The organism is Acinetobacter sp. GG2, from assembly GCF_000292385.1.
GTDB classification, from domain to species: Bacteria; Pseudomonadota; Gammaproteobacteria; order Pseudomonadales; family Moraxellaceae; genus Acinetobacter; species Acinetobacter seifertii.
The window spans coordinates 252,528-277,418 of the sequence record NZ_ALOW01000040.1 but is presented as its reverse complement, the minus strand read 5'-3'; the positions used below and the strand labels follow the sequence as shown (position 1 = coordinate 277,418).

Sequence of the window (24,891 nt, the reverse complement as noted above, 5' to 3'; positions counted from 1 at the left end):
AATGAAGAAATTGCTTCTCGCTGCCGCAGTTGCAACTCTAAGCGTAAACGCGGTGCAAGCAGCGCCAACTTTGTACGGTAAACTCAATGTTACCATTGACCAAGTTGACAACAAAAATTTCGATGGTAAAAGTGACGTTACCGAAGTTAACTCTAACGCGTCTCGTATTGGGGTAAAAGGCGAAGAGAAATTGACTGATAACTTGTCAGCAGTTTATTTAGCTGAATGGCAAATTAATGCTGATGGTGATGGTACAGATCTTGGTCAACGTAACCGTTATATCGGTATTAAATCAAATAATGTTGGTACATTAAAAGTTGGTAAATTTGACTCTTACTTCAAAAATGCCGCTGGTAACTACCAAGACATCTATAACGACCACACTATTTTAGATATTACCAACACAATGTATGGTGAAGAACGTCTAAATAACGTTATTGGTTTTGAATCTGATCCTAAACTTCTTGCTGGTGTAACATTCAATGTAATGTTCCAACAAGGTGAAACGCCTGCTGATCCAACTCCAGGCGCATCTGGTAACGATGACAAACGTAATGGTTTTGGTGACTCAGTTTCAGGCTCTCTCGGCTACGAAAACAAAGATATTGGTTTAGCATTGGCTGCTGCTGCTAACTACAGCGTACAAGGTAAATACAATGCTTATGGCCTTAGCAATATTTTCTCTGATGCTTACCGTGTAACAGGTTCTTACGATTTCAGTAAACTTGGCGCAACTGGTCTTGTGTTGGGTGGTTTATGGCAACATGCTGAACCAACTGATGAGTTGACTAAATATAAAGGCTTACAAGAAGATGCATGGGTTGGTGCTATAACTTACAAAATTGGTGAAACACCTTTTGTTGTAAAAGGACAATACCAATCATCTAAAGCTTCTGTAGATGGTCAGCAAGATCGTAAAATTGATCAATACGGCGTAGGCTTAGACTACAAAATCAATAAACAAGCACGTTTCTACGGTATTGTTGCTCAACAAAAACGTGACTGGCTTGCTCAAGACGATAAACGTACTGTTGTAGGTGCTGGTATGGAATATAACTTCTAAGTTATTAACCATCCTTCATAAAATAAAAGGGCTTGCGCCCTTTTATTTTATTGTACGTACTAAAAAAGCCGATATAAAAATGATCGGCTTTTTTAAAGTATATCTCTTATTTTAAGAAACCACTGACCAGATTCATCACATTTTGAATGTCTTGATTCGCTTCTTGATGATCTGTACTGTCACCCTGAGGTGTTAAAGAGTCAATAACCTGAGGTAACACAGATGCGATCGCACCATAAACTTGTTCTTTTGGCGCTTGAGCCTGCTGGGCAACTTGCTCAATATCTGCTGGGTTAAATAGGCTTTGTAATTGCTGGGTAGGAACTTCACTATTACTTTGATTTGGGTCAACCCAACTTTGAACTTGGCTACCTAAGCCAGCGCCTTTTAACTTTTCTAAAGCAGCTTGTAATCCACCTTGTTGTTGAACCCAACCTAAAATTAAAGGTACAACCGCAATTAATAAACTTTGTACGCCACCACCTGTTTGAGGTGCATTGTTGTTGCCTGTCACTTGTCCTAATACCGAACCTAATACTCCACCCAAACCGCCTTGAGCACCAGAAGAAGTATCACCGCCCATTTGTCCCAATACAGAACCTAAAATTCCACCCAAACCACCTTGACCTGATGCTTGCTGGTTCCCACCTAAAGCTTGCTGAGCCAAAACTTCTACAATACTGCTTAAATTTGTCATGTGTATCTCTTATGCATGATTTATACATGAGCATACGCGGATTCTTATGAACACAGCAAAAGCCAAATTGTTAAATTTTGAAAGAGATTTGCTTGCCTTTTACCAGCGAAATTTATTCCAGTTCTCTGGGTTCGCCCAAAACTTTGAGTTAAACCAGTCTGGCACATGTTTATATGTCAAGATGTTGAATTGCCATAAAGCAAAATCACTATCATGTGATGTTTTATCGATGAGTTGCGTGAAGCCTAAAGAACGTAATAGCTGTTCATCACTGCGTTTGCTTACCACAACAATCCGTTTTGCCAACAAATCTCTTAGCTTCACTAATAATTGTGACTTTTGAACATCGCCAATGTTTTGCATTTCATCTGTATCAAACAATACAAAACCCAAGTCATAACGCTGAGTAAAAGGCAGACTTAAAAGCTCAGTTACGGTAAAATAGTGCCATTGAATTGCGTTATTCTGGTCAATTTTCTGGCCAATACAAAGTGCAGTATGAATGGGCTGTTCGTTTGATAAATCGTCTAGCATAGAAGTGATGACATTTTGTTCAGCCATAACTGCAACCCTTAATTGAAAGATGTGAGTTTAAACTTTATGGAACTACAAGGCATTTGCCATAAAATGCATGCAGGTCTAAAAGATGCTAGTGTAACTGATCAACAGACAACCAAGGCAAATGTTGAATACAAATTTGTATTAGACCGTTCAGAAATTGATCTTCCTTTTAATTTAGGACAAGAACTAGAAATCGAATGGACAGGTAATATCTATTGCACTTCATGTGGCACTAAAACACCGAAGTCTTATTCTCAAGGTCACTGCTTTAAATGTTTTAAAACTAAAGCAGAATGTGACCTTTGTATTATGAAACCTGAAACATGCCATTATCATTTAGGAACGTGTCGTGAAGATGACTTTGCCCATAATGTTTGTTTCCAACCCCATATTGTGTACTTGGCAAATTCGAGTGCTTTAAAAGTAGGTATTACTCGTGTTAGTCATATGCCAGGTCGTTGGTTAGATCAAGGAGCAACTCAGGCTTTACCAATTATGAAAGTTGGATCACGCCGTTTATCTGGTCAGCTTGAAACGATGTTTGGTTCTTTAATTGCTGACAAAACTGATTGGCGTAAACTACTTAAAGGCGAAGCTGAACCTCTCAAACTGACAGAACAGCGTGATCAATTAATCGAAGAATTTGCACCAAAAATTCAAACGATTCGTGAGGAATTTAGCCAAAATCTTGAATTTAACGAAACTGTTGAATTATTAGAAGATGAGTTGCCGCGCGAATTTGTCTACCCAGTAGAACAATATCCTGAAAAAATTAAATCTCTAAACCTAGATAAAACACCAAAAATTCGCGGTGTGTTACAGGGTATTAAAGGCCAATATTTAATCTTTGATATTGGTGTGATCAACATTCGTAAATATACAGGTTACGAGCTTATTATACGTGCCTAGATAAGTTTTAAAGCCCCTAAAATGGGGCTTTTTAATTAAGATAATCTGTTTCTGAATAGCCAAGCTGCCAAAGGTAAAGTAACCACTCCCAATATAATCATTGGAATAAAATTAAATTGAACTTGTGCAAAGCCTGCACCTTCCAAATAAACTCGTTGTACCAAGTTAATTCCAAACCTTAATGGATTTGCGTACGTTACTATTTGTAATACTTTCGGCATATTTTCTACAGGTGTCAGTAAGCCTGAAAGTAACATTAAAGGCATAATGAGTAAAAACGTAAATAGCATGGCTTGTTGCATATTTAAAGATAACGCTGAAATAGATAAACCCACACCAACTACAGCCACATTAAAACTTAGCAAACCAAAATAAAGTAGCCCAATAGAGCCATTCATGGGAATTTTAAACCAGAACAAAATGATCAAGAGAATAATAGTTGATTGTATCAACCCTACAAAAATTGGTGGTAAGGCCTTACCAATCATAATTTGTAATGGTGTATATGGTGTCACTAGTAACTGATCAAATGTGCCCTGCTCACGTTCACGAGCAACTGATAAAGCAGATAAAAGTAATGTCTGCATCATACTTAATGCTGCAATTAATGATGGCATTAAGCTCCAACGAGACTCTTGATTTGGGTTGTACCAAGTTCGTGTTTCAAGACTAATAGGTAATGCAGAGTTAAATTTTTTCTGATTAAACTCCCCAATTATTTTATTTAGATATGAACCAGCTACAACCGCGGTTGATGAATTCCTGCCATCAACAATGACTTGTATAGGTGGACTTTGGTTATCATTTAATTTGCCCTCAAAATCTGATGGAATCGTAATCACGACCAGTGCCTGACGGCTATCAATTACTTGTTTGATTTGATCTGTATATTGAAGTGTTGTAACACGCTTAAAAATACCAGAGCCATCTAGTTTTGAGATTAGCTCATGTGAAACTTGCCCATTGCTCTGATCTAAAATCGCATAATCCACACGGTTAACATCATAAGTTGCAGCATAACCAAACAAAAGCGCTTGCATCAGTGCAGGTACAAATAGAATGACTCTATTTGCAGGGTCACTAAAAATGGTTAAGAATTCTTTTTTGACCAAAAAACTTAAGTGTTTTAGCCAGGCGATTAGTTGCTGCCACATAACTTTATCTCAACCGTTTTTTTAGTGAAAAGTTCACGGCACATATCAAAACAACGATATATCCCAGTAAAAAGCCACATTCTTTAAGCCATAACTTCCAATCATCACCTCCCATAAATAAAGTTTTAATTAAAATCATAAAATGTGTAGCTGGAAGCAATTGGCTAATAATTTGCACGACTAAAGGTAAGTTGCGGGTATCAAAAACAAATCCTGACAGCATAAGTGCGGGCATAAAACTTGCCAATAAAGCAATTTGACTTGCCTGAAACTGACTTTGAGCAAAACCGGATATAGTTAAACCAAGTAATAAAGAAACAACTAAATAGAGAAATGAAGCCGATAAAATTGAGAATAATGAACCGCGCATGGGCACTTCAAAAATAAAATAGGCAGCAATAATAGAGATTACGATATCAATCATGCCCACAACAACATAAGGAATAAGCTTTGCTAATACAATTTCAAATGGTCTTACAGGTGTGACAAATAAGGCCTCTAGTGTTCCTCGCTCCCTTTCACGGGCGATAAGTAAACCAGTTAAAAATGCACCGATTAGAGTCAAAATAAGTACCATTAGGCCAGGGACTAAAAACCAAGTACTGTTAGCAGACTCGTTAAACCATATTCGTTGTTCAATATTAATGGCGCTTGACGTTGCTAATATTTGCCCACGGTCAACTTGTATAGACGGCGCGGTAGCTAAAGCACCTGCAACATAACCTTCTAAGGCTGTTGCTATGGTGGTGGATGTGCCATTTAATAATAGTTGAACCTTTGCATTACCTTGCTGTGCCTGAGTGGCGAAATCTGAAGGAAAATGCAAAATGGCATCAATTCCGCCATCTCGAATGGCCTGCTCTGCTTCAGGCAAATTATGAAACTCTTGACTTGTTAAATATCGTGAGCCATTCAAACCCGCTAAAGCCTGATGGATTTGTGGTGAAGACTGATCAACTACAACTCCGACCCGGGCCTGATTTAAGTCAAAGGAAAGTCCATAACCAAACAGTAAAATTAAAATAACAGGCAAAACGAGTCCAATTCCAAGGCTGCTTTTATCACGAATGAGCTGCTTAGTTTCTTTACGAACTAATGCGATCAAGCGATTCCAAAACCCTAAGCTCATTGTAGACCTCCTAAACAGCGTGCCTTAATGTACGTGCTTGTTCCACAATCGCTATAAAAGCCTCATTCATATCACTAATATGCTTATCTTGACTGGCTAAATTGCGTACTTGTTGTGGTGAACCTAAGGCCAATAACTTTCCAGCATCCTGTATTGCAATGCGGTCACAATATTCTGCTTCCTCCATAAAATGAGTGGTAATAATGATAGTAATCCCTTGATTTGCCAGCTCGCCAATGCTGTACCAAAATGAACGCCGTGCAAGCGGGTCAATTCCGCTCGTGGGTTCGTCTAAAAATAAAATTTCTGGGTCATGCAACAGTGCCGCAGCCATAGATAATCGTTGTTTATACCCCCCAGGTAAATCACCGCTTTTAATATGTGGCTTTAAATCGTATTGCTGTAAGGCTTTATCAATTTGTTGATTTAGTTTTTTACCTGATAATCCATAAGCTCCACCAAAAAACTTTAAGTTTTCCAAGACTGTTAAATTACTATAAAGCGCAAATTTTTGAGAGACATACCCTACTTTGGCTCTGGCCTCAGCACGGGCTGTACGTAAGTTTTTACCAGCAACTTCTAGATACCCACTGCTTGCTGGTAACAATCCACATAACATCCGAAATGTTGTGGTTTTACCCGCACCATTCGGACCAAGTAATCCAAATATTTCACCACGTTGAACATCAAATGATGTATTGGCAACGGCAGTAAAATCGCCAAAGGTTCTAACTAAATCTTTAACCACAATGACGGGTTGTTCTGATTTCAAATGATTGTTTTGTTCTAATTGAAAATTCTGCTCAGGAACAGATACTAGTTTTCGTTGCTTTTGAGTCTGCTGCAACAACATCATAAACGCATCCTCAAGTTCTGCTGATCGCCTATGAGCGACTAGCCCCTGAGGTAAAATATCTGTTGATAATTCTTTTTGGCGACCGATAAAATTTACTTGTTCACCCTTTGGAACAGCATCAATAATGTCAACAGAATTTCCAAGCAATTGAGCTTGTAAAGTCCGTGCCTTAATTTGCTCTGAAAACTTTACTTTCCATGTTTGTCCATGCGCTATTTCTTTTAATTGCTCAGGTAAACCTTGCTTTAAAATTTTGCCCTCATACATGATATACACATAGTCACACTTTTCTGCTTCATCCATATAAGCTGTACTTATAATAACGCTTAAGCTTTCCTCTTGAACAAGCTGTTCAATAATGATCCATAAATCTCGTCTTGATAAAGGGTCTACTCCAACACTAGGCTCATCAAGTAACAATAACTCTGGTGAACGAACTAGAGTACATGCCAGACCTAGTTTTTGCTTCATACCACCAGAAAGTTGCCCAGCTAGACGCTCAGTGAATTGAGTAAGATCCGTTATTTCCAATAAACGTTTAAATCTTTGACTACGTACTTCCCTTGGAACGCCATGTAAGTCAGCATATAAATCTAAATTTTCTTGTACACTTAAGTCTTCATAGAGCCCAAAGCGTTGTGGCATATAACTAACACGGTCTTGTACAGCTTGCGGGTGTTTATCGATATCAAACCCAAGCACATTCAGAGAACCTGAAGTAGCTTTATATAGTCCAGCAACTAATCTTAATAAAGTTGTTTTTCCTGCACCATCTGGGCCAACTAAAGCAGTAAGTTCTCCTTTATTGATCTGCATATTCAAATCATCAATTGCCTTAATTTCTGCTGATTTTTTATTTTCAGCTTTAAAAGCCATAGATAAATTATGAGCTTGAACCACTACATTATTATCAGTCATGAGCTTTTTCACCTGAAACAAGTGGTACTTTTACAGTCACCGGTTGACCCATTTTCAATTGATCATTCGGGTCATTTACATAAACCCGAACTTCATAAACTAGAGTTGTTCTTATCTCATCAGTCTGTACAGTTTTAGGAGTGAACTCAGCCACAGAAGATATATAGCCAATTTTTCCATTGATAGGTTGATCCGGATAAGCATCTCGAATGACCTGTGCCGTACCGCCCATATGAATGGAACTTAAATCTTTTTCATTTGCATATACACGAACCCATTTAGGGTCAGTCAAAGCCAATGTATAAACTGCCTTTTGCGCAGTGGTCATATCTCCAACTTCTTGTAACCGTGCCCGTACCACTGCATTTACAGGAGACTTTAGTTCAGCTTGGGTAAGGTTATAATTAATTAAATCTAAATTAGCCTTCGTCACTTCATATTGTGCTTTAGTCGCTTCCCGATCCTCTTTTCTGGCACCTTTAATGATCAATTCTAAATTAGCTTGTCTTTCACGGACTGCTGCCTCAGCACTATTTTTATTACTTTTGGCATAGTCGAGCTCTTGTTGGCTTATTGCCCGACCATCGGTACTGTTCACCAATATTTGTAACCTTTGCAAGTTTTTGCTGGCTTTATCTAAGTCAGCCTGTGTAGAAGCAAGTTGTGCTTTTGCTTGACTAATTTCTTCTGGCCGAGCTCCAATTTGTTGTTTAACGATTGCTTCTTGTTGAGCTTTGAGTTGTGCTTGAGCTTGCTTAGCCTGAATTTCTAAAGAATTGGTATTCAGGGTCGCCAGTACTTGACCTGCTTTAACTTTATCGCCTTCTTGAACTAACAGTTTCTCTATACGGCCAGACTGTTCAAATGCGAGTGAAACTTGGCGAATATCCACGTTTCCATATAGAGTCAAATCATTATCTTTTTGATTCTTATTATTATATTTCCATGCCCAGAAGCTGATGATAACCAGAGCTATAATAACTACGACTATGGCAATCACTTTTTTATTCATCTTATTATCCTTCTTATTAAATTCAAATTTTCTTAGTTTAAATTCAATTTAAATTTAAATTACTCCAATCTTTGAATAAAAGATATACTTTTATGGTGAATGAAAATTAGGTTTAAACATGTCCAGATCTAGACGAAGTGATGGTGACTTAACCAAGTCTAAAATTATTGAGGCAGCAGGACCACTAATTGCCCAATATGGTTTTGCAAAGACAGCGAACAAAACAATTGCTAGCGCTGCCAATGTCGATTTAGCTGCAATTAATTATCACTTTGATGGTCGAGATGGACTATATCAAGCAGTTTTGGTGGAAGCGCATGCCCACTATCTAGATGAACAATACTTACTAGAACTTGTCGAGAGCACTCACTCACCAGAAGAAAAGCTGAGCTTATTACTTGAAACTTTGCTGCATAAGTTAACTGAAAAAGATGTTTGGCATGGCAAAGTCTTTATTCGTGAGTTGTTCTCACCTTCTGAGCATTTATTAAATTTTATTGAATTTGCAGGTATGAGAAAATTTTTTCTTATTCGTAAGCTCATTAGTCAAGTTGCAGGCTTAGATGAAAATGATCCAGCTGTTTTGCCTTGTATTTTAAGCGTGATGACACCTTGCATGATGCTCATTATTGCAGGACCTAATGCTCAAGCACCTGAGCCTCTTAAAAATATTGCTCAGATGCCATTACAAGATTTAGTTGAACATTTTAAAAAATTTTCATTGGCAGGATTAAAAGCAATTAACCAATCAAATCTTAAAAATTAACGATTTAAACATTGCAAAATGGCTTGTACAGGATCTTCTGTATTTCCAGAAATAAGCTGTTTATGCATAGTTAAATGTTGCATCACTTGAATTTGAGCCGTCTCAACGTTCATTAGTTTTTCTATTTCAGCGGCTAAATTTTCTGGTGTTGCATCGGTCTGAATCAGTTCTTCAATGACTTTCTTACCCGCAATAATATTCGGTAAAGAATAATAAGGAATTTTGACCAAAAGCTTAGCAATTATATAGGTCAACCAATGCAACTTATAGAAAGTGACCATCGGTCTATGCATGAGCATGGCTTCTAAAGTCGCCGTTCCAGAAGCTAACGCAATAATATCACTTGCATTCATGACCATACGACCAATTTTAGATTCACTATCAGTATTTTCTAAAATATGAATAGAAGCCTTTAAATGAGGTGCTAGTTGTTGAACACCCTGCTCAATCTGTTGCTTACGGGCATCATTAATTGCCGGAATTAAAAACTGGATGTCAGGATATTTGGTATGCAAAATATTAGCAGCACCCAGCAACATAGGAAGAAGTCGCTCTACTTCACCTTTACGGCTACCTGGTAACAAAGCAATATGCTTTTGATTTTCATTAAGGCCTAATTGCTGTTTGGCAATTTGAATTGGATTTTCAAGTGGTAATTGTCTAGCTAATGGATGACCCACAAATGCCGCTGGAACTTCATATTGTTCATAAAAAACTTTTTCAAACGGAAATAAGCAAAGTACTAAATCGATACTTTGTTTAATGCCGTGAACACGTCCTTGGCGCCACGCCCAAACAGATGGACTGACATAGTGAACTGTTTTTATTGGAAGATTCTTTTCTTTAATACTTTTTGAAAGTCTGAGGTTAAAATCAGGTGCATCAATACCAATAAAAATATCAACCGGATGCTGAGTCCATTGATTAATTAAACCATCTCGTACGGCGAACAATTTTTTTAAGTCTTTTAATACCTCAACAATCCCCATCACAGATAGAGTTTCCATCGGGTAATAACTGTTAAAACCTTCAGCAATCATTTGGGGTCCACCGATTCCCTCAAACTCAGCATCAATTCCTTGCTCGCGGAAATTACGCATAAGTTTGACACCTAGCGTATCTCCAGAAACTTCCCCAACTACAATGCCTATTTTAAGTTTTCGATTTGCCAAGTCGGTTTACCCAAGAATTTGAAATAATGCATTCTAGCATAGAGGTTTATTAATCTTGAACTTGCTAGATACATGCTGGCGAAAGTCTGTCTCCGCACGCCATAATCTAGAATTACACTCACTCACTATATTTTAATCAAAATTAACAATGCAATTTGAATTGTAGCTTACATTTACAAACAATAAAATAAATGAGAATTATTTACATTATCTTTACTATTATGACCTTCCCACCTCGACCATTTAAACTTTCTGTAATCGCTTGCGCGATTTGTTATGCAAATCTCACTTATGCTCAAGATACAGATGTACAAGCTTTGCAGATGATTCAAGTTAAAGCATCAAATGCTGAGCAGTCTTCTGAACAAACAAAAGCATATAGTGTTAAAAACTCTAGTAGTGCAACCAAGCTTAATATAGAAGCTAAAGAAACGCCTCAAACTATTAATGTCGTTACTCGTCAACAAATTGAAGACTTTGGGCTTACCAGCACCCGAGATGTTCTAAACAACACACCCGGAGTCACAGTTACCAATCAGGAAACCGAGCGAACTACTTATATGGCTCGTGGTTTTGAGATTTCAAATATATTGACTGATGGCGTAGGTTTTCCCCTCTCAGGTTATAACTACAACAACACCAATCCTGATACTTATTTTTATGATCGTGTAGAAGTCGTTAAAGGTGCTGACTCTTTAACGAATGCATTTGGTGACCCAAGTGCAACTATCAACAATATTCGAAAACGCCCAACTCAAGAATTTCAAGCAAGCGGCGGTATAAGTTACGGGTCTTGGGACACTCAGCGTTATGAGGCTGACGTCTCTGGCTCAATTCTACCGAGTGGAAAAGTCCGTGGTCGCATTATGGGCTATGAACAAACTGGCGATTCTTACCTTGACCGATATTCTTCAGAAAAAAATGGTTTCGCTGGTATTGTTGAAGCTGATTTAACAGATACCACGTTACTTACCGTAGGTTATAGCCAAGAAAAAAATAAACCGAATGCAAACAATTGGGGTGCTCTACCCTTACTCGATGCCAATGGTAAACAAATTTCTTATGATCGCTCCTATAACCCAAACCCTGACTGGGCACATTGGGATAATGAAACGCAAAATGCTTTTGTTGAATTAAAACAGAAAATTAATGATCAATGGGCAGCTAAGCTGACTTATAACTATCTTGATAGTAAACACAATAGTCGCCTTCTTTATTATTATGGTTATCCAAAAGCTGATGGTTCAGGAGTGTCTTTGACACCATGGGGTGGTCAAGAGCATCAAGAACAACATGCTGTAGATTTTAATCTTGAAGGAACTTATAAACTTTTTAATCGAGAGCATGAAGCAACTTTAGGCTATAACTATGTACGTAGTCGTCAGCATGATAATCAATCTACAGGAACAATTAACGATACCAATGTTATCAATTCTACCACTACAAATTGGGCAAGCTGGACACCTCAATCTATAACGTGGTCAGATTTCACGGAAGCAGCGAACTATACGCAAAATATAGATTCAATTTATGCAGCTACACGTTTACATCTCAATGAAGATTTAAAACTTTTGCTTGGCGCAAACTATGTGCGAGCTGAGAGTAAAGGCGAAAGCTATGGTTCACCCATGGAATATAGTGAAAGTAAAGTTTCACCTTATGCAGGCCTAACCTATAACTTTACGCCTGAATATACAGGTTATATGAGCTATACCTCTATTTTCCGTCCGCAAACTGGTATCGACCAAAATACTAATCAAGCTTTGAAACCTGTTGAGGGTAAAAGTTATGAAATGGGGGTTAAAAGCTCATGGCTAGACGACCGTTTAACAGGTGCTTTTTCAGTATTTAAAACCGAGCAAAATAATTATCCACTACGTAATTCAGACGGAAATCCATTTAACCGAAAAGTACCAACTAGTGATTTAGAATCACAAGGTGTTGAAGTTGGCTTATCAGGTCAAATCACTGATAACGTCAATCTTACTTTTGGCTATGCTCAATTTAGTATTAAAGATATTAAAAATGGTGGTGAAGCGAGAACGTATAATCCGAACCAAACCCTTAACTTGCTGACGACCTATACACCATCTGTTTTACCTAAGCTGAAAGTTGGCGCAGGGCTACAATGGCAAGACGCCGTGAAACTATATGACTCGACAGCAAACAGCACCATTAAACAAGATTCCTATGCTTTAGTGAATTTAATGGCGAGCTATGAAGTGAATAACCACATTACGCTTCAAGCCAACGGTAATAATATTTTCGATAAGAAATATTTGTATAGTTTCCCTGATGGTCAAGGTTTTTATGGACCCTCAGCTAACTATACGGTTGCTGTAAAGTTTAAATATTAATCGCATAGCCAACTCCTATTTAGGAGTTGGCATTCCTCTTATTTTTGTTTATGTGTCAGTAAGAATGTCCAAAACTTTAAATCTCCCTATGTCATATCGCATAAAAGTTTTCTATCGATTCTTAGTCGTTTTCGGTATGGGTTATGCCTGTATGGCTTATTTAAGTCTTGGTCTTACTGGCATTTTCCATTTGACCCTAGACAAACCTGAAGCCATTTATTTGGCAGCATTTATCTCTATTTTGTTTTATGTACTTTTCGTGATTATAGGTTTCTGCATTCAATCACTTTTGAAACTCACTGGGTTATCAATCGCGTTATGTCTTCTTTTCTTTTTTGTGACACGGATGGTGAGTTATGCATAAAGGTATACGCCAATCTATGGCATGGCTACATTCATGGACTGGATTAATTTTTGGATGGCTCGTATTTGCTATTTTTTTAATGGGAAGTTTGTCGTATTACCGTCATGAAATTAATTTATGGATGCAACCAGCACTTGCACAGTACGAAATAAAACAAGATGTTGCAATTAAAACAGCATATCAATATTTACAAAAACACGCTCCAGATGCCAAGTCTTGGTATTTAACTGTTGCTACAGCAGAAAGTCCCGTTAACACCATGTATTGGGAAAAACCTGACGGTGGTTATGGCAATGCCACACTCGATGCATACACAGGTCAAGAACTAAAACTTTCGGCAACCGAAGGTGGTGACTTCTTTTATCGTTTTCACTATCAACTTTTTGGCGTTCCGATATTCATTGGACGGCTAGTTGTATCTTTAGCAGCTTTTATTATGTTAATCGCCTTAGTCTCGGGCATCATTACCCATAAAAAAATCTTTACCGACTTTTTTACCTTACGCACCTTTAAGTCTCAGCGGTCATGGCTAGATTTTCATAATGTATCATCTGTACTTGCATTACCCTTCTTTTTGACTATTACTTTTACAGGCTTAGCTATTTTCTTTTATTTATATCTACCTTGGGGAATGCAAAAACTCTATCCAGAGAATCCATATCAATATTTCAATGATATACGGAGCAAAACAGTCTCAGAAAATAATGCTCCGCATCCTGCGCAGAGTCTACCCATCGAAAAACTATTGGCTCTACTTGAACAACGTTGGGGAAAGCAAATTTTGGGTACTATTAGTGTTAAAAACCCAAATACGAATCAGGCTCAAATTACGTTTATTCAGCAAGAAGACCGCTCCATTACTCGTAATCAAGCGCAAATCATCCTAGATGCTACAACTGGCAAAGTCTTAAGTGATACGCGTAATCATAGTGCCGTTGCCACACTTTATGCGGGAGTATATGGTTTGCACATGGCAACTTTTGCTCAACCTTTACTTCGCTTAGGATTATTTTTCTCAGGCATTTTAGGTTGTGTGATGATTGCGTCTGGCTTGTTACTTTGGAGCCTTAAGCGCCAACTTCAAAATAAAAATACTAAGTTTCATTTCGGGCACTATTTAGTTGACCGTTTAAATATTGCCACATTTGTAGGCTTGCCTTGTGCAACCCTTGCTTATTTATATGCGAATCGATTGTTTACCGTCACCATAACTACAATCAATTATGAAATTTATAGCTTCTTTTTAGTCTGGCTCATGAGCCTAATTATTGCATTAATTACTAAAAAGCAGCATTTGTGGCGAACTCAATTGAGTATTTTTATTCTGCTTTGTATTGCACTTCCAATCTTAAATCTAAGTTATTTAATCAAATATAATTACATTCAAAGCCTCGGTGATTATTGGATCTTTGCCCGTATAGACGTATTTTTATGGATATTTGCAGCTTTAGCACTTTTTATATTCTGCAAAATTAGACCTATTCAGCATAAAGCTACACAAAAAATTCAAAAGAAACTGAATAAGTTAAATATTGAGGTGAATTCATGATGATCTTTGTTTTTACCCTGACTGTGTTAGGCATGTATTTACTATTCATATCGAGCGAGAAATATCGGTCCCCCAAATCAACTGGTTATTTCAAAACCTTAGCTCAGAAATCTCACTCATTGTTAAGAATATCCGCTTGTCTGTTGTTTGTTTTGAGCGGATTTATTCTTATCAAAAAAAATGGCTTATCTATTGGTTTTGTGAGCTGGTGGATATTTGCAACACCTTTAACTTTTGCTCTGATACTTTTAATTAATCCACTCAAGTCATCAAAGTAATCTCTTTATTAAAAATAATGATTAAAAATAAAACAAACTAAGTGATATTTGCATTGCTTAGCTTTTTTTTGCATAAGTAAATCATTATTCATGACAAAAGTTTATCTCTAAAAGGAATAAGATATCTGCGTTTCGTGATAAGTGGCGATAAAGATGTCTGGTGCTTTTGAATTTATCTTAGCGGGTATGTTAGTTGGTTTCTGTGTAGGGATTACAGGAGTTGGTGGTGGGTCATTAATGACACCAATTTTAATTGGCCTTTTTAGAATTGAACCTCATATCGCAATTGGTACCGATTTACTTTATGCCGCAATTTCAAAGTTCTGTGGATCAATGGTTCACGCAAAGAAATTGAATATCGTGTGGCCTATCGTTTTATGGCTCGCAGTCGGTAGTATTCCTGCTTCTTTCATTACCACTTGGGTACTTGAGCACTATTTAAGTCAATCTACCCACTATAAAGCCGTATTAACCATGGTGTTAGGCTTTATGCTGACTTTGACGGGTGTTTCTATTATTTTCCGCTCTCGTATTGAGAAGTTTTTTAGTAAATTCCGCAACAAAGAAACTGCTCATAGTGAAAATGAACAATTAGCTATTCAAAATAAGCGTACCTACATTGTGATTATGGGCATCATTTTAGGTGTATTCGTGACACTATCATCTGTTGGTGCTGGTGCCTTTGGAATTATGGCACTCGTGATTATGTTCCCGAACTTGCCAATGATTCGAATTATTGGATCAGATGTTGTACATGCCGTATTACTTACGCTAGTTGCTGGTCTTGGACATATGAGTGCAGGTAATGTCGACTTTATGTTGCTTACATGGTTATTGGTAGGTTCAATTCCTGCAATTATTGTAGGAACATTAATTAGCTCTCGCATGCCTGAACGTTTAATCCGTAAAATTTTAGGTATCACTCTATTTGCCCTTGGTGTTAACTTTATGGTTCATCCAGTCAAAGCAAAACCGAAAGCACCTGTGGTACAACAACAAGCTCAAGTTGCTGAAAAAACAGGCAACTCGACTGAAAGATAGTAAAATCAATAGGATTTTTCCAAACTGAAATACCATGGGATGTAGTATTTTCATAATTATTTCATGGTATATTCAGTACACAAAACAACCTTTAGTATGATCGAACCAGTGACAGCAATGACTACACATTTAAATTCCGTTTCAAAGCCAGATATCGACGACGTTAATATTAAAAGCATCCAAACTCTTGTAACACCAGCTGAACTTAAGTCAGAACTTCCTTTATCTGATGTTGCTTCACAAACTGTTCTAAAAGGCCGTGAAACTATTCGCGATATTTTGGACGGTTCTGATAAGCGTTTGTTTGTCGTTATTGGTCCTTGCTCTATTCATGATCCTAAAGCTGCTCACGAATATGCCGATCGCTTAAAAGCACTAAGCGAAAAGGTTAAAGATACTCTCTATTTGGTTATGCGTGTTTATTTTGAAAAACCACGTACGACAATTGGTTGGAAAGGTCTAATCAATGATCCAGATATGAATGACTCATTTAACATCGAAAAAGGTTTACGTATTGGTCGTAAGCTTTTGCTTGAGTTAAATGAAAAAGGTTTACCTTGTGCAACTGAAGCACTTGATCCTAACTCGCCACAATACTACCAAGACTTAATTTCATGGTCTGCTATTGGTGCGCGTACAACCGAGAGCCAAACTCACCGTGAAATGTCTTCTGGTCTATCATCTCCAGTAGGTTTTAAAAATGGTACAGATGGCGGTTTAACTGTTGCAACCAATGCCATGCAGTCTGTTAAATATGGTCATAGCTTTTTAGGCTTGAACGAAGACGGTCAGGTTTCAATTATTAATACAAATGGTAACCCTTATGCGCATGTTGTATTACGTGGTGGTAATGGTAAACCAAACTACGATGCTGGCTCTGTTGCAGAAGCAGAAACTGCTTTAGCGAAGGCAAAAGTTAGCAATAAGATCATGATTGATGCAAGTCATGCCAACTCAAATAAAGATCCGTACTTACAACCACTTGTTCTTAAAAACATTACTGAACAAATTTTAGATGGCAATAAGTCAATTGTAGGTATTATGGTTGAAAGTCACCTAAAAGGTGGCCGCCAAGATATTCCTGAAAACCTTTGTGACCTTGAATATGGTAAATCAGTAACTGATGGTTGTATTGATTGGGAAACTACTGAAAAGACATTGCTTGAAATGCATGAAGCTTTAAAAGATGTTTTACCAAACCGTTAATTCATCTTTTTAAGATTGAAAATTAAGCCCTCAAAAATGAGGGCTTTTTTTATTTTGTTTGGGCGGAGTTCAATATCAAACTAAATAAAAATAACTTACGACAAAAGTAAAAAGCAGTACAGTTTCACTAATCTCAATTGCTGCGCCGACAGTATCGCCTGTAATACCACCTATTCGTTTTATAAATAAGTGTCTTAAATAAACAAGACTGCTTAAAAAGCCAATAATCGTAATAAGCCCTTGCAATTCCCAATACAATGGCAATAGCAGAACAAACCCAGTTATTATCCATGAAGCAATTTTAGGTAAATGATCTGTCAAAGAACGCCCTAAACCTTTTTCACGAACATATGATGTAGTTAAAAACAAAATAGACGGTACAACGCGTCCAACTATAGGTACAAGTATTAAAAATAGTGTTTGATGTTGTTCAATCAACACATAGATGAGTACAAATTTGAGTAAACAAATGATAACTAAGCTCAGTACTCCAATTGGACCGCAACTTGGGTCCTTCATGATTTGTAAAGTACGTTGTTTATCACCAAAACCACCTACCCACGCATCGGCAGTATCGGCTAATCCATCTAGATGCAATCCCCCAGTCAACCAAATCCATAAAGTGAGTGTGATTGAGGCAAGTAGAACAATAGGGAGTTTAGCCAAAAGACAGATGAAAATAAAAAGTATGCCACCGATAATCAGCCCAACCAGTGGATAAAACAAAATAGCTCGACCATTTTGTTGCGCCGTTGGTATAGTTTTTAACTCAATAGGCAGAACAGTTAAAAATTGCAATGCAATCCAAAAAGGTGTCATATCCAACTCTCTAACTGAACTATATTTAAAAATAAACTGAATTATGAAGAAATAAAAATGGGAATAGCAATCCCTATTCCCATGAAAGACTTTAAAAACTGAAAATCTATTGCATTTGATAGCACTGTTTCAATTTGATGTAGTCATAGTAAAAACTAGTTGGTGTGTAACGTGCATAATTACATGCAGACTTAAATAACGTCTCTTTTTCGTTATAAAGCATCTTCACTAAAGTATTACCTTGGTTATTTTGGTAAATATCCCACTGTACATTGGCTGCCATAGGCGAAACTACTTCACCACGCCATGTACTTGTTGAATAGGTATAAGTTTGGCGTAGTGGTAAAGGCTGCATCATATTATGCAGATCTAAGCTGGTCGCTAGAGGAATAATAATTTCAGCATGAGCAAAACGTAAAACTGCTTTATATGGTTGGGCTTTATTTACAACTGCATCAACTTGTTGAAATAAATCTTGTTTGAGGCCTTGTGCAATTTCACTTGTAACTTGATTTGACTCTGTGAAACTTGGGCCTTTTTCATAAAAATCATTGGCATCATTAAATTCAGCATAAAATTTTGCGGCGTCTAAAGGCATATATTTATCAAAATCAACACCTTTTAACTCATCTTTCATACCACCAGAAATAGAATAAAGCTCATAAATATAAGCCGCAGCATCTACTGCACTAGCAATGGTATTTTTACCCTTACCCTTTTCTGTAATTTGTTCGCCTTTAGGTGAAGTTACTGTAAAAAACCCATTATTGCTAAAACTATAACCTGTTGTACCAAGCTTTTTAATAAAGTCTGCTTTAAAAATTGGAATGAGTACGGTCTGAGCAGTTTTTTCTGCCTGAGTATTCTTCGATAACTCATTCAACTTTTGAGCTAAATCTTTATTGTTTGCTTCAAAATCTTGATAGGCCTGGCTTGCATCATAAATTTTCTGTTGGGTAGCACTTAATGGTTGAGTTAAGTCTTCAGCCGCATTTAGACTATGAAAATAAAGTTTAAAACGGTCAACACCACCATCTAAAATACTTGGAACACTTGTACTCGATAAACTGGTATAAGACGTTGGTACAATCTTATCTTTCAAGAGGGGTTGTTGTTTAATAAGTTCAGCAGTGAAGAATTTAGCACTATCCACCGCACGATCTACCCCAGAACTTTGTACCAATATAGATGCTTGAGAGTTTACAAGTGTTGGTAAACGTTGTAATAAGCGATCGGCAATGCCACGGTGTTCTAAAATACCAGTCATGGTTTCATTTCCGTAACCATATTGGCGAATACCTTCAACACCATAACCTAACAGGATATTGGCTTTCATCATTGCTTCTAAGTCAGTACCTAACTGCTCACCTAACGGCGTTAAAGCATTTTCTGCTTTTGCCTGTTTCCATAAGTTATAAAGTGCTAAATCATATTTAAGACTTGAGAGTCCTCGTGAACCGTGACGTGCAACTAGCTCTGTAAAAACTGGTTGGAACCCATTGGGTGCTTGTTCATAGCTTTTTAGATCTTGTTGCGGTTGATAAGGTGTTTTGGTTTGATAATATTTCGATGAGTTTGTAGATGGTGTAGTTTGAACTTCTTGATCATCATTGTTATTGCAAGCCGCGAGTAATATGGTTGTGGCAAGCAACGTCGTTTTAAATAAAATATTCATAAGTCAGATGAGGTATTAATAAGAAATGTCCCTAGCTTAGTTTTTAGCAATTACAGTTCTATTAAACGGACTTAAATATCTTTATAAAAATAATAACTTACAATTGTATAAAAATATAAAACCACTATTTCAAGATAAAAGTTAATTGTTCTTCTTCAAAAAATTCGAATGAGTATAATTTTCCAAGTTCTGCCTGCATTTTTAGCAAGTCATCTAAAGGTTGTTGCCGTGCTAAGCAAGACAATAGCTTAATCACGCCTCCATGTGTAACAACCAATGCACGTTGCCAGTTTTGTTTTCGCATCTCTAAGAGTAAATCTTGAAAGCCTTTCAAAATCCTCGTTTGAAATTGCATTAAGGTTTCTGCCTGTGGTGGACAATATTGACTCGGTTTCTGCCAGAAATTTGCAAGTAGTTCGGGTGAAGTTTCGTAAATTTGCTGAGTTGATACGCCCTCCCACTCACCAAAATACATTTCCTTTAAGTCATGATTTAGAAGTAAAGGCAGCTGAGTTGTCTTTGCAAGTTGTTCAGCAAAACAAGCACACCGTTTTAAAGAAGAAGTTACAATGACATCCCATGTCTGGTCTGTAACTTGTTCAATGGTCGACTGCATTTGCTGCCAACCATTTGCTGTTAACTCATCATCCAAATGCCCACGTAGAGTATGGCTATATTGACTTTCGCCATGTCTGAGTAAATCGATTCTAAATTTACCCAATTTTATCCCCGCTTACAGCAGCTTGGGCAAAGGTAGCCATTTGATTATGTAATATACATGCCATTTTAACTAATGCTAATGCAGCACCAGCACCACTACCTTCACCTAAACGCAAGTTCATCTTTAAAATCGGGTCAGCATTGAGTTCCTGTAAAATACGTTGGTGGCCGTATTCAGCCGATTGATGACCAAACAACATCCAGTCACGTACTTTAGGGTTCATCCGCACAGCGCATAAAGCGGCTACAGAACTAATAAAACCATCCACAATAATAGGTAAACCGACTTGTGCGCATCGAATATAAGCACCAGTAATTGCGGCAATTTCCAAACCACCGACGGCGCATAATGTTTTGAAGACATCACCAACGACATGTTTATGATGAAGTTCTATAGCTTTCTCAATTACTTCAATTTTATGTCTTAACTGATCGGCACCTATTCCTGTCCCTACTCCAGTCAATTGCTCGGCAGTATCATTTAGTAAAAGACAAGCTAAGGCAGAAGCAGAACAGGTATTCCCTATTCCCATTTCACCTGCAATATAAATATCTGCGCCGTCGACTTTAGCAGTATCTACACTCTTCTTTCCTAACTCTAAGGCAGCACGGCATTCATCAGCATTCATTGCGGCTTGTTTAGCAAAATTTGCAGTCCCAGCACGAATATAGTGACGTTCAACACCTGCGTATTCATATGCTTCGCCCACTGTGCCACAGTCAATCACTTGTAAATAAGCTTCATGATATTTAGCAAGTACACTAATTGCTGCGCCACCCGTCGTGAAGTTTTGCAACATTTGACGGGTAACAGCTTGAGGATATGCAGAGATATTTTCTTCAACTACGCCATGATCACCAGCAAAAATTGTAATCCATGAATGGTTAACATGAGGATGTGCATTTGATTGTAAACTAGCAAGTGTAATTGCAATCTGCTCTAAATCACCTAAAGCACCTGTAGGTTTAGTGAGCTGGAGTTGATGTTGTTCAGCTTGTTGCTTTGCGTCCAGATTAGGTTGCTTTACAGATTCTAACCACCAGTTCATTTTACTTCTCACCTTTTAAAATCATTGGAAAACCAGCCACACAAAACACAACTTTATCTGCAATTTGTCCTAACGCTTGATGTAGTCTTCCTGCTTCATCGACAAAACGGCGACTAATTTCGCCGAGTGGCACAACACCAAGCCCTGTTTCATTACTTACTAAAATAATTTCTGACTCAAGTGTAGGTAAAACTTTTAATAGTTGCTCACACTCAAATTGTTGAACACTTTGATCTTCTAAAAGTAACAAATTGGTTAACCAAAGCGTTAAACAATCTACCAAAATAATTTGATTAGGTTGATCAATTTTTTTCAGAGCATTTGCTAAAAATAATGGTTCCTCAACCAATGCCCAGTGAACAGGTCGCTGATTTTGATGATGTGCAATTCGACTTTGCATTTCTGGATCAAGCGCTTGCGCTGTCGCCACATAAGTCACAGGTAATTGTGTAGATATTGCCGTTTGTTCAGCGAGTCTACTTTTGCCAGAGCGAGCACCACCCAAAATCAATTGCAACATGAATCACCTAAAAACAAATGCTGATACGAAAACAGCTTACCTTGTAAAGTTTGAGCTTCATAAAAACCAAACGTTAAATGCTCAACTTTCAGTTCAAATTCAGCGTATTTGTATTGTACAGGTAATTGAGAAATTTTTTGCAAAATCAAATCACTACTATAGATGTTTTTATATAAGCCTAACGTGATATGAGGATAGTAATCTAAAGCAGCAATTTCATTAGAAACTATGCCTAATTTTTGACGTATGTGAGATAAAACATTATCGGTATCTTGGATTTCTACAAATAAAGCACTACTAAAACTATCAACTGAACCAATTTTTAATCGAAATGGTGAAATATTTTCTTTTTTTAAAATTTCTCTTTGTTGTAAAAAATCATGGAAACTAAAGTCATCACTATAAACCCTAGGTTCATGGGTTAAAAATCCACATATAAATAATGTGACATGATATTGACGATTATTCGGTTCTAATAAAAATTCTGAAAAATGTGTACGTAAGACATCTAGATAATCAACTAATTTCTGATCATTAATCTCTAGATACCATAAAGCATAATTTTGACGTCCTAGGTGCCATTCCGGATAATCCCGTATAGTCGTTGGCACCATGAACGTCGTAGGTTTTAGCAGCACAGTTTTAATTCAAAGTCACTTAAGTTTTGTATTAAAACATGTTTGCCTTTCAATTGTAGAGTGTTAAATCATTAAATGCCTTCAGACATATTGGGTAGCTGTCGTTCTGGCTTTGTTAGTTTTCATATCCAAAAGCTGTTGGTCTTGTTCAGAAAACAAATATTGAATGTGTTGGACCAAATCAACTTCAAGCTGTCTTTTTTGAGCCATCTTCAGATCTAATTTTAGAATTTGTTGCTGTAAATGCTGAATAACAGCATTATCATCAATTTCTAAAAATTGAATCGCATACGCATAACCTAGAGCAGTACCTCTTAATAAATTTTTATAAGGTAAATCATGACCTATGTTCATTTCAATTGATGCCATGACACGTTCATTATAGTTGAGTTTGCGTAATGGATCTCGAGCTACTCGTTGGCACGGATCTTTAAATGCATATTCACAAGAGTCTAGAAAACTTTGAGCCATTCGGTTCAGATCTTTTGCATAGTTAGGCAATACAATTGCAAGCCCCTGTTTTACTTCTGTAATTAAGTTTTCTGCAAATGCTTTTACTGAATGATCACCCATAGCAATCCCAATAGATTCATAACCCATTAGTGATGCATACCAAGCAAGCATCGCATGCACGCCGTTCCATAGGCGGTTTTTAATAAGTTGAATATCTGTAATTTGTTCAACCAATACAACCTGACGTAGCTTTTCAAGTAAAGGACTGCCTTTTTCAACATAAATTGGCATATCCGTTTCACTGTGGAATAAGATTAAATCCATACTTTGTAAGATATGACCAGGTTGGAAATTACGACGCATATTTTCAACATAAACCGAGGCGTTGTTTTGCTGATCTGTAGTCAGTTTATTGCAGTCTTCAATTTCAATTTGATCTTCTTGTTCAAAATCTTCTAAATGCTGTTCAAGGAAATTATGCTTAATACGAAGTTGACGATATAAATTCTGATTAGAAAGTTTTGAAACCATTCGGTTTACTACAGTGTCACAAAAGTAATGCTCTTTTAAAATATGTTCAGTCACATCCTCATCATTCGTTAACTCTAATAGAGCTTCACGAAGATGCTTCATCACTAAATATTTAGCACCCACTTTATTTAAAATAATTAAAAAAGTTAGCGGTTCTATACATGTTTCAAGTGGCGAGTTAAAACGGGCGTATAGTCCTTTGGCTATCATTTTTGATTCAGCTTCAATCGCTTGCTCTGGCAAACAAAGTGCAATCAAACTTGAATGAGTATACATCTCTAACATTTGTTGCTCATTGTCAGAGTCGACAATCGTCATATTCTCAATACGTTCATCATAAGAAAATTGTCCATAGCGTATACTATAGGTTCCAAACGCATTTACGGCCTCGCGAAAAAGACTATTACGAGTTGAAGCAATTATTTTTCTTGGTTTTGTATATCCATCCCAATGTGACAATATTTGAGCTATATATCCCCCACCAATAGCACCGAAGCCATGTATACCAACCGTAAGTTGATTCAGGCTCTGTGGAAAAGGTTCTTGTATTTCCGGCATATCCATAATAGGAATGAACTGGTCAAGATCGCTTAAAAAGTCATACATCTGATCGTAATAAAAATCTGCTTTTTCGAGCATTTCATCATTTGGCTCTTTAATATCCTTTAATAAAATCGTTAGACCCTCAGATGTGTAAGCTGAGGTTAAACCATTTTCAGAATCTTCAAACATTAAACATTGCTTAGTGTTTAAATTAAGTTGGCTTGCTGCTTTTAAAAATATTTCAGGATGAGGTTTTCCCTGTTCTACTTCATCACCACAAGTAATCACATCAAAGAACTTATAAACATTGGCATTTATTAAATATTCTTCGGCAATTGCTCTACGACTTGAAGTGGCTACAGCCATTCTTAAACCAGATTTTCTTAAACGTTCAAGAACTTGAACTAATCCCTTTTTAATAGGCACGCCGTGTTTACGAATATGCTCAAGCTCCATCTCATCAGCTCTTTTTCTTATTTCTTTATACGGAACATCTACCCCATATAAACGTTGTGCTAGTTTTTCTGCTGTTGTCGCACTTAAACCCAAACATTGCATTAAATATTCGTGTGAAAACTCCTGCCCAATCAGCTCTTGAGATGCTTGTTGCAATGTTTGAAACCGTAAGCGCTCAGTGTCAAACATTGTCCCATCCATATCAAAGATAGCTCCATGAACAGGTTTTCCATGAAAAATAAGCACGTTTTTACCTCTTTTTTTGATCATGTTTTATTCAGGGTATACAAAAAATTGATTAAAAAGGCAGGATGATAATAAATGAAACATTACTGGTTATTTTTTAATCAAAAATATAAGTAATCTGTTACTGAGAGAACTTAAAAACTCTAAAAGGTTGAATAATGAAAATAATTCTGAAACCGAGTTCTAATGCAAAGATAGCAAGCTATCCT

General features: G+C 37.1%; 23 protein-coding genes. 9 read left to right on the top strand and 14 right to left on the bottom strand.

Annotated features, from left to right (window positions below):
• Position 1 precedes the first annotated feature (1 nt).
• Entirely contained in the window at positions 2 to 1,063 is a 1,062-nt protein-coding gene (locus B554_RS0117405) for a porin (protein ID WP_004701846.1), read from the top strand.
• A 106-nt stretch (positions 1,064 to 1,169) separates the two neighbouring features.
• Here B554_RS0117405 and B554_RS0117400 read toward each other — a convergent pair whose 3' ends face one another.
• Both B554_RS0117400 and B554_RS0117395 read right to left on the bottom strand, forming a co-directional pair.
• A complete protein-coding gene (locus tag B554_RS0117400) occupies positions 1,170 to 1,760 on the bottom strand; it encodes a YidB family protein (protein ID WP_019459059.1) in 591 nt (196 codons plus the stop codon).
• Positions 1,761 to 1,859: 99 nt separating this feature from the next.
• Positions 1,860 to 2,321: a DUF6231 family protein gene (locus B554_RS0117395; RefSeq protein ID WP_019459058.1), complete on the bottom strand. Its 462-nt coding sequence runs from the start codon at positions 2,319 to 2,321 to the stop codon at positions 1,860 to 1,862.
• A 39-nt stretch (positions 2,322 to 2,360) separates the two neighbouring features.
• Between B554_RS0117395 and B554_RS0117390 the strand changes: the two genes are divergently transcribed.
• On the top strand, positions 2,361 to 3,230 hold the full coding sequence (locus B554_RS0117390; protein ID WP_019459057.1) for a DUF2797 domain-containing protein: 870 nt from the start codon (positions 2,361 to 2,363) through the stop codon (positions 3,228 to 3,230).
• Positions 3,231 to 3,265: 35 nt separating this feature from the next.
• Here the strand turns inward: B554_RS0117390 and B554_RS0117385 are convergent, their stop codons facing one another.
• Genes B554_RS0117385 through B554_RS0117370 form a run of 4 tightly spaced genes read right to left on the bottom strand, consistent with a single transcriptional unit; the run spans position 3,266 to position 8,299 of the window.
• Positions 3,266 to 4,384 carry an ABC transporter permease gene (locus B554_RS0117385; RefSeq protein ID WP_019459056.1) on the bottom strand — a complete coding sequence of 373 codons (1,119 nt, stop codon included), beginning with the start codon at positions 4,382 to 4,384 and terminating at the stop codon, positions 3,266 to 3,268.
• A 4-nt stretch (positions 4,385 to 4,388) separates the two neighbouring features.
• Entirely contained in the window at positions 4,389 to 5,513 is a 1,125-nt protein-coding gene (locus B554_RS0117380) for an ABC transporter permease (protein ID WP_019459055.1), read from the bottom strand.
• Positions 5,514 to 5,523: 10 nt separating this feature from the next.
• Complete coding sequence (locus tag B554_RS0117375; protein ID WP_019459054.1) at positions 5,524 to 7,287, bottom strand: ATP-binding cassette domain-containing protein; 1,764 nt, start codon at positions 7,285 to 7,287, stop codon at positions 5,524 to 5,526.
• Complete coding sequence (locus B554_RS0117370) at positions 7,280 to 8,299, bottom strand: HlyD family efflux transporter periplasmic adaptor subunit (protein ID WP_019459053.1); 1,020 nt, start codon at positions 8,297 to 8,299, stop codon at positions 7,280 to 7,282. Before B554_RS0117370 ends, B554_RS0117375 begins: the two co-directional genes overlap by 8 nt.
• Before the next feature lie 118 nt (positions 8,300 to 8,417).
• Here B554_RS0117370 and B554_RS0117365 point away from each other — a divergent pair, with 118 nt between their 5' ends.
• The gene (locus B554_RS0117365) at positions 8,418 to 9,065 is read left to right on the top strand and encodes a CerR family C-terminal domain-containing protein (RefSeq protein WP_019459052.1); all 648 of its coding nucleotides are present in this window, start codon (positions 8,418 to 8,420) and stop codon (positions 9,063 to 9,065) included.
• Here B554_RS0117365 and lpxB read toward each other — a convergent pair.
• On the bottom strand, positions 9,062 to 10,237 hold the full coding sequence (lpxB, locus tag B554_RS0117360) for a lipid-A-disaccharide synthase (RefSeq protein ID WP_019459051.1): 1,176 nt from the start codon (positions 10,235 to 10,237) through the stop codon (positions 9,062 to 9,064). The genes B554_RS0117365 and lpxB overlap by 4 nt on opposite strands.
• Before the next feature lie 221 nt (positions 10,238 to 10,458).
• Between lpxB and B554_RS0117355 the strand changes: the two genes are divergently transcribed.
• From B554_RS0117355 to B554_RS0117330, 6 genes are all read left to right on the top strand, one after another.
• Positions 10,459 to 12,594: a TonB-dependent siderophore receptor gene (locus tag B554_RS0117355; protein ID WP_025465268.1), complete on the top strand. Its 2,136-nt coding sequence runs from the start codon at positions 10,459 to 10,461 to the stop codon at positions 12,592 to 12,594.
• 64 nt (positions 12,595 to 12,658) lie between these two features.
• On the top strand, positions 12,659 to 12,958 hold the full coding sequence (locus B554_RS0117350) for a hypothetical protein (RefSeq protein ID WP_004701866.1): 300 nt from the start codon (positions 12,659 to 12,661) through the stop codon (positions 12,956 to 12,958).
• Positions 12,951 to 14,507 carry a PepSY-associated TM helix domain-containing protein gene (locus B554_RS0117345; RefSeq protein WP_019459048.1) on the top strand — a complete coding sequence of 519 codons (1,557 nt, stop codon included), beginning with the start codon at positions 12,951 to 12,953 and terminating at the stop codon, positions 14,505 to 14,507. Before B554_RS0117350 ends, B554_RS0117345 begins: the two co-directional genes overlap by 8 nt.
• Positions 14,504 to 14,785 carry a hypothetical protein gene (locus B554_RS0117340; RefSeq protein WP_019459047.1) on the top strand — a complete coding sequence of 94 codons (282 nt, stop codon included), beginning with the start codon at positions 14,504 to 14,506 and terminating at the stop codon, positions 14,783 to 14,785. The genes B554_RS0117345 and B554_RS0117340 overlap by 4 nt, the downstream gene beginning before the upstream one ends.
• 153 nt (positions 14,786 to 14,938) lie before the next feature.
• Entirely contained in the window at positions 14,939 to 15,826 is an 888-nt protein-coding gene (locus B554_RS0117335) for a sulfite exporter TauE/SafE family protein (protein ID WP_019459046.1), read from the top strand.
• A gap of 96 nt (positions 15,827 to 15,922) precedes the next feature.
• Positions 15,923 to 17,032 (top strand): 3-deoxy-7-phosphoheptulonate synthase, encoded by a 1,110-nt coding sequence (locus tag B554_RS0117330; RefSeq protein WP_019459045.1) that lies wholly within the window; start codon positions 15,923 to 15,925, stop codon positions 17,030 to 17,032.
• 75 nt (positions 17,033 to 17,107) lie between these two features.
• On the opposite strand, the gene B554_RS0117325 is transcribed toward B554_RS0117330, so the two are convergent.
• The 7 genes from B554_RS0117325 to mtlD form a co-directional block, all read right to left on the bottom strand.
• Positions 17,108 to 17,851 (bottom strand): adenosylcobinamide-GDP ribazoletransferase, encoded by a 744-nt coding sequence (locus B554_RS0117325; protein ID WP_019459044.1) that lies wholly within the window; start codon positions 17,849 to 17,851, stop codon positions 17,108 to 17,110.
• A gap of 106 nt (positions 17,852 to 17,957) precedes the next feature.
• The gene (locus tag B554_RS0117320; protein WP_019459043.1) at positions 17,958 to 19,526 is read right to left on the bottom strand and encodes a histidine-type phosphatase; all 1,569 of its coding nucleotides are present in this window, start codon (positions 19,524 to 19,526) and stop codon (positions 17,958 to 17,960) included.
• A 124-nt stretch (positions 19,527 to 19,650) separates the two neighbouring features.
• Positions 19,651 to 20,247 carry a histidine phosphatase family protein gene (locus B554_RS0117315; RefSeq protein ID WP_019459042.1) on the bottom strand — a complete coding sequence of 199 codons (597 nt, stop codon included), beginning with the start codon at positions 20,245 to 20,247 and terminating at the stop codon, positions 19,651 to 19,653.
• The gene (gene cobT / locus B554_RS0117310) at positions 20,240 to 21,295 is read right to left on the bottom strand and encodes a nicotinate-nucleotide--dimethylbenzimidazole phosphoribosyltransferase (RefSeq protein ID WP_019459041.1); all 1,056 of its coding nucleotides are present in this window, start codon (positions 21,293 to 21,295) and stop codon (positions 20,240 to 20,242) included. Before cobT ends, B554_RS0117315 begins: the two co-directional genes overlap by 8 nt.
• A 1-nt stretch (position 21,296) precedes the next feature.
• The gene (gene cobU, locus B554_RS0117305; protein WP_019459040.1) at positions 21,297 to 21,815 is read right to left on the bottom strand and encodes a bifunctional adenosylcobinamide kinase/adenosylcobinamide-phosphate guanylyltransferase; all 519 of its coding nucleotides are present in this window, start codon (positions 21,813 to 21,815) and stop codon (positions 21,297 to 21,299) included.
• On the bottom strand, positions 21,803 to 22,429 hold the full coding sequence (locus tag B554_RS0117300; protein WP_019459039.1) for a 2'-5' RNA ligase family protein: 627 nt from the start codon (positions 22,427 to 22,429) through the stop codon (positions 21,803 to 21,805). Before B554_RS0117300 ends, cobU begins: the two co-directional genes overlap by 13 nt.
• A gap of 105 nt (positions 22,430 to 22,534) precedes the next feature.
• Entirely contained in the window at positions 22,535 to 24,682 is a 2,148-nt protein-coding gene (mtlD, locus tag B554_RS0117295; protein WP_029767994.1) for a bifunctional mannitol-1-phosphate dehydrogenase/phosphatase, read from the bottom strand.
• Positions 24,683 to 24,891 lie beyond the last annotated feature (209 nt).